8 protein-coding genes are annotated in these 5,202 nt (G+C 46.0%); all 8 read right to left on the bottom strand.

Translation table 11 applies throughout. The features are described 5' to 3' along the window. Positions 1–172 precede the first annotated feature (172 nt). A complete protein-coding gene (locus Q338_RS14655; protein WP_156961048.1) occupies positions 173–343 on the bottom strand; it encodes a hypothetical protein in 171 nt (56 codons plus the stop codon). Next, positions 340–744, bottom strand: a complete 405-nt coding sequence (locus Q338_RS11930) for a hypothetical protein (RefSeq protein ID WP_034295743.1) — start codon at positions 742–744, stop codon at positions 340–342. Before Q338_RS11930 ends, Q338_RS14655 begins: the two co-directional genes overlap by 4 nt. Next, positions 741–1,811, bottom strand: coding sequence for a DUF7146 domain-containing protein (locus tag Q338_RS11935; protein WP_034295745.1), 1,071 nt, complete (start codon positions 1,809–1,811; stop codon positions 741–743). The genes Q338_RS11930 and Q338_RS11935 overlap by 4 nt, the downstream gene beginning before the upstream one ends. 145 nt (positions 1,812–1,956) lie before the next feature. Further along, complete coding sequence (locus Q338_RS11940; RefSeq protein ID WP_034295752.1) at positions 1,957–2,409, bottom strand: hypothetical protein; 453 nt, start codon at positions 2,407–2,409, stop codon at positions 1,957–1,959. Positions 2,410–3,306: 897 nt separating this feature from the next. Then, entirely contained in the window at positions 3,307–3,999 is a 693-nt protein-coding gene (locus Q338_RS13905) for a Rha family transcriptional regulator (RefSeq protein WP_051968640.1), read from the bottom strand. Beyond that, complete coding sequence (locus Q338_RS11950) at positions 3,996–4,241, bottom strand: helix-turn-helix transcriptional regulator (protein WP_034295754.1); 246 nt, start codon at positions 4,239–4,241, stop codon at positions 3,996–3,998. Before Q338_RS11950 ends, Q338_RS13905 begins: the two co-directional genes overlap by 4 nt. A gap of 164 nt (positions 4,242–4,405) precedes the next feature. Further along, positions 4,406–4,738: a hypothetical protein gene (locus tag Q338_RS11955; protein ID WP_034295756.1), complete on the bottom strand. Its 333-nt coding sequence runs from the start codon at positions 4,736–4,738 to the stop codon at positions 4,406–4,408. Positions 4,739–4,885: 147 nt separating this feature from the next. After that, the gene (locus Q338_RS14660) at positions 4,886–5,059 is read right to left on the bottom strand and encodes a hypothetical protein (RefSeq protein ID WP_156961085.1); all 174 of its coding nucleotides are present in this window, start codon (positions 5,057–5,059) and stop codon (positions 4,886–4,888) included. Positions 5,060–5,202: the final 143 nt, after the last annotated feature.

A 5,202-nucleotide genomic window follows, 5' to 3' on the forward strand; every position in this document is an offset into this window, starting at 1 on the left:
TTGCGCTTCAATTTGCTTTTCGGCGGCGGCTAATTCCGTTTGCGTGTCGTCTAATTGCGCTGAAATGGCTTGCACAACAGGGCTGTAACGCTGATAACTCGCCCATTCACCCAATAAATAACCCACAATCAAACCGCCACCGCCATAAAGTAAAATATTAGAAATCATCGTATTAGCCCTTTTTATCAGGTAACAGGCGGCGAATTTGGGGGTTTACCGCTTGGCGGCGCGGCTTCACAAAACGGCGGCGCGGCGGCTGCCTGAATTGGCGAAACAAAAACACGCCCAAAACAATCAGCATTTCTACATTTAAAATCAATAAAGTAAGCAAAAAGTAATTCATGCTGTGGCACTCCTTGTTACGCGGCGGCGAATGGTTTTTTTCGGTGGCTCTGCCATTGTGATAGGGTTGTCGTCTTGGTCGGGGTCGGTTTGGTCGGTGTCCATCACGGTGATTTGTGGTGGCGGCTGGTGGGTTTCAGGCTGCCTGAATGCGTTTTGTGGCGTTACCAGCGTTTCCACCACATCGCCAAAATCACGCGTTTCCAATTTGCGCGTGGGTTGGCTGGTGTCAATGCCCACCTTAACGGCGCGATACAAGCCGTTTTCCAACATAAAAAATCCTGTGTTTTTAATGCGTTCTCTCATGTGGGCTTCGTGCTTCCATTGTCCGATGGTTTGCCCTAACAGGTAAATCAACACCGCCAATAAAAATAGGGCTAATCCGATGGCATAGAACATCATGATGGGTTCTCCTGTGATAAGGTTTGGTTTTGTTTAATGCGGTTTAATTCGTCTAATCCATCAAAACCTTGCGTTTCAGGCTGCCAAATTTGCACTTTCAGCCCCTGTTTCAGGGCGCGTGTTGCCAAATCATGCGCGGCTTGAAAGCCAATAGGGCGCGGTGTGTCGTGGTCTGCCACAATCAGCAAGCTGTTTACGCCATCGGGCAGATGAAACGCCGCCAAATTGCCAGCATTCAGACACGCCCATGTGGGCAGGGCAAACAGTTCACGCGCGGCAAAAGCGGTTTCCATGCCCTCACACACCAGCAAACACCCTGTTTTATCCAATGGGTCAAGCGGTACGGCACACCCTTTCAGGCTGCCTGAATAGCGGCGTTGCATTTTTTTATTGGGCAATGGCTCACCTGTTTCGGGGTGGACAATGGCTAATTTGCGCGGCTGGTTTGGGTGTAAATAGGTGGTGTGCAAGCCTTGTAATTCGCCGTTGGTGTCCACGATTGCGCCAATCATTGCGCCAAATTCGCCTAATTTAATGGGTTTGCCGTTATTGTCTTGTGTCCAGTAGGGCAAGGCGGCGTGATGGCGTACATGGGTAAACTCTGTGTCTGTGATTGCGCTGGTGTCCAGTCCACGCGCTGCCAAGTAAGCAAGGGTTTGGCTGCCTGAAAGCGACTGGGTTTCATGCCAAATGCGCTGGAGTTTGGGCAATTGGTCGGTTTCAGGTTCGGGAGTTGATGGTGTTGGTGTGGGGCGCGTGTGGTGGTGGGTTTGGGGGCTGGTGTCCATGCCCAAAATCCGCGCTACAGTTTGGGCGGCGGTGGGGAAATCGCATTGCTGCCACGCCATGACAAAGGCGAAACCGTCTCCACTTCCGCATTGATTGCAATAATATGTGCCGAAACCTTGTTTATTATCAAAGCGAAAGCGGTCTTTACCGCCACAAATGGGGCAGGGTTGATGTTTGTCTTTCAGGCAGCCTGATGGAATGCCGATACAGCTTAAAATGTGTTGCCAATTGCCACAGGCGGCGTGTTTCAGGTCGGCAAATTCGTAAGGATATTTCATGGTTAAAATCCTTTAAATTAAGTAAATCAAATATTTGTATTTTCCATAAGGTTGTGAAAAACCGCCCTTGCTGATACAACACCAGCAAAGGGAATCGGGCTAACTGCCCTTTTTTATGGACTCTAAAAAATGATTGAATAGGGGGTTAAGATTTTTCGGCGGCGGCGGCTAATTCGCTTGCCAACAGCGTGAAATAGGGCAGCAATTCGCCCATCATTGCGCCATAATCTGCCAAAAGTGCTGGTGTGATGAAATGGTTGTTTTCGGGCGATTGCAGGGCGCAAAGGGCGTTAAAGCCATCGCCTAATGTGTTGGCGGTGGTTTCCAAGCATGATTGCAGATAGCTTGCGGCGCGTGGGTGCAGTTTGGTATTGTGTCCATGAAGTGCCAATAAATGCGCGTTTTGCAGCAAGCCCAGCAAACCTGAATAACCATGTGTGTTTAATTCGGTGCAAATGGTGGGCGTGGGCTGATTGGGCAGTAAGGTATTGGGCGCAATCATGATGTTGATGGTGGATTGAATATCGGGGCTGTGGCATTGCGCTGTGTGGGGAATGCCATTGATGATAATGGTGGGGGTTGATGGTTGAGTTTGCATTTGGAATGCTCCTTACTAAATTTGAGAATTGAGAAAGCCCAAAATGGGGGCGGTGTTCTCTCTGGTAGTAAGTCCAGCCTGCGCCTTACGGTTGGCAGACACCGCCATAAACTTTGTGATAGGCGTGTGAAATGTGTAGATACACTTCAGGCAGCCTGAAAGAATAAGGCGATAAAAAACAGCGTTTCAACCATGCTGTTAATGGTCTTACTAATTTGAGAGAGAACCCAAAATATAGCTTCAATTCTCGTTAGGTTCAATGGGTATTTTTCGGGGTGTGCCGAAAAAGTTTGTTTTATCAGTATATTTTTATGGCAAGTGTTGCTTTATTGCTTCTCGTATTTGAGAAGCTCCATTTATTTAGAGGGCTTTTCGCTTGATACACTTATCAAGTGAAACCTGAATACTCAAAATTGAGTAAGCCTTTTCAAGCTCCTGATATTCCAGTAGCTGCTTTTCAGGCTGCCTGAATTTTGTTACTATGCCCCTTGCGCGATTTGGTTCGTTATCAGAATGGCTGAATTTTGTGGCAATTACGCGCGGGCGCGCGAGAGTGTCCAAGAACACCTACAATTGAGTATCTTTGAATACCCAAAAGGGGCATTGTGTTTGTTGCATAATGCCCCTTTTTCTATCCGCTCCACACCAGCCGTGATAGCAAAATGGTAGAAAAACGGTAGCAAATTGGGCAGGTTTATAATTGCCATGCAACAGCTATTCTGTGTCAATCAACATTATTTTATTGAAATAATATGCTGATTAACCGTTTTTGGTTTGCAATTCATGCCAATGATTGCGCTGGTGTGCCATCGCCCTACCCTACTGAAAAGGGGGCTATGTTGCCCTTTTGGGCTTTTTTGGAGTGGTAAAAAAGCGGTAGGGTGGGGGAGTGGTCTTTCAGGCTGCCTGAATGGAGTGGTGTCCTAATAACGCATTACCGTATTGCTGCATAAATGCTTGCGCTTGTTCTTTGGCAGCGTGATAGGCTGCCTTGTCGTTACCGCCGTTTGCTAGGGTTTTATTAATGGCAGTCTGTTCAATTTCCGCAAGCGTTTCTAATACTTGCTTTTGCTTTCTGTTCAATGTAGCGCGACTGTCTTTGGGAATGCCAAGCAATTTGTTATTGAGCCGCTCTAAATTGACGTGATGGGCAAATGGTGGTGCATTGCTGCCACGCTGTAAGGCGATTGCTTGCATTTGTCCGATTGTGGCGTGTAACTTCTTATGGCTCTCTAAATAGCCGTGTTGTGCTTCAATCAAGTTTCGGGCGGCGGCAAATGCTTTAACCAGTAACAGTTTTGCTTTCACGGCTTGCGGTGTATTGCGCGATAGGGTTACTGCGAAAAAGGCTTGATTTTCGTTTAACAGCGCGTATGTTTCAGGTCTGCCACCTTTGCTGCCTTTTTGAGGTTTCCCGATTTCAAATCGGAAAACCCCTAATTCACTTAACGCCGATTCATGCTCGCTGATATTTTTGATGAAGCTCTCGTGTTGAATGCCTAGCATTTCTGCCATTTGGCGGCTATCAATCAGGCTATCCAATTCACGGTTAAATTGAATGGTTACGCCGTTTTCTGTAATTGGTTTCATGATTCTGCTCCTTTGGTTTGGTCGGCTAACCATGCTCTGATTTCGCTGGCAACATAAAATTTAGCGCGTGTGCCTGTGATTTGGCGGCTTTTGGGGAATAATCCTTGAGCTTCAAGGCGGCGGATTTGGCTGCCTGAAAGCCGTGTAATGCCTTTGCGGTTACGCGCTGCGCTGGTTTCCAATTCGGCAATGGTTAATTGGGCGTGGTCGGGCAGGGTGTCAATGTTGATGATGGTTTGCATAATGTTTGCCTTTCGTTTGGTTGGTGCGCTGTGTTGCGCTGGTGTTTCGGAATGGCAAAATTATTTCATTAAGTTTTATATAGAAAAATACCCTATACACGCATAGGGTATGGATTATGCGTGTATAGGGTATGGATTATGCGCGTATAGGGTAGAGCTAATAGTTACTCGCCTTGTAACCATTTACGCAAAGTTTTTTGAGAGACGAAATATTTTTTTGCATATCTTTCAGCAAATTCATTACGGCTAATTTGGTTTGCTGTATGCTCTGTTTTAAAGTCTTGAATGGCTTGGTCTTTCATTTGCCTAGTTTTTTCATGCCTAATGTCTGCTGCTCTACTGTACCGTTCTTTATTTTCTCTCAATAAACTTAAATAAAGTCTATGATTACATACAGCATAATAGGCATATTCTTCAAGAGCCATATCCACAGACTGGGCTTGTTCTAATAGGTTTCTCATTTCTTCATCTGAAACCTGAATAATAATTTCAGGCATGATTTTAAATCCCTTTAAATCCAATCCCTTGAATAAAAGGAAACCACACCAGCAAGGCAAGGGATTAGAAACCTTGTTTTCGACCTTTGGTAGCTAATCAAGGGGCTAGGTGTGGTTTGTAGCTGGTGTTTTAGGCAGCCTGAAAACTTATTCCTTGCCCCAATCCACATCATCACGCGCAGTTGCATTGCGTGGCTCTATAGGCAAATCAACGTCTGCCACTTCAGGGGCGGCTTGTGCATACCATTGAGCGAGCGTTTGGGGTTGGTGTTTGGTTTGGGCTTTATCAGCCAACTGATTAAATTGATGGTTATTCATCATGTATAGGGTACTTTCTTATGGTTTTCAGGCAGCCTTTCAGTACACGACAAAAAAAGTACAATAAAAAAAGAAGTCCGCATCAATTCAGTGGTATCGTATTAATTTTCTCACGACTAATCCAATATGACTGAATTGAGCGAACT

The sequence above is a fragment of the Alysiella crassa DSM 2578 genome (assembly GCF_000745955.1).
Lineage (GTDB): Bacteria > Pseudomonadota > Gammaproteobacteria > Burkholderiales > Neisseriaceae > Simonsiella > Simonsiella crassa.

What these genes read in the sequence shown, in the direction of transcription:
- Q338_RS14655 (WP_156961048.1), bottom strand. Translation starts at nt 343, where the DNA reads ATGAATTACTTTTTGCTTACTTTATTGATTTTAAATGTAGAAATGCTG.
- Q338_RS11930 (WP_034295743.1), bottom strand. Translation starts at nt 744, where the DNA reads ATGATGTTCTATGCCATCGGATTAGCCCTATTTTTATTGGCGGTGTTG.
- Q338_RS11935 (WP_034295745.1), bottom strand. Translation starts at nt 1,811, where the DNA reads ATGAAATATCCTTACGAATTTGCCGACCTGAAACACGCCGCCTGTGGC.
- Q338_RS11940 (WP_034295752.1), bottom strand. Translation starts at nt 2,409, where the DNA reads ATGCAAACTCAACCATCAACCCCCACCATTATCATCAATGGCATTCCC.
- Q338_RS13905 (WP_051968640.1), bottom strand. Translation starts at nt 3,999, where the DNA reads ATGAAACCAATTACAGAAAACGGCGTAACCATTCAATTTAACCGTGAA.
- Q338_RS11950 (WP_034295754.1), bottom strand. Translation starts at nt 4,241, where the DNA reads ATGCAAACCATCATCAACATTGACACCCTGCCCGACCACGCCCAATTA.
- Q338_RS11955 (WP_034295756.1), bottom strand. Translation starts at nt 4,738, where the DNA reads ATGCCTGAAATTATTATTCAGGTTTCAGATGAAGAAATGAGAAACCTA.
- Q338_RS14660 (WP_156961085.1), bottom strand. Translation starts at nt 5,059, where the DNA reads ATGATGAATAACCATCAATTTAATCAGTTGGCTGATAAAGCCCAAACC.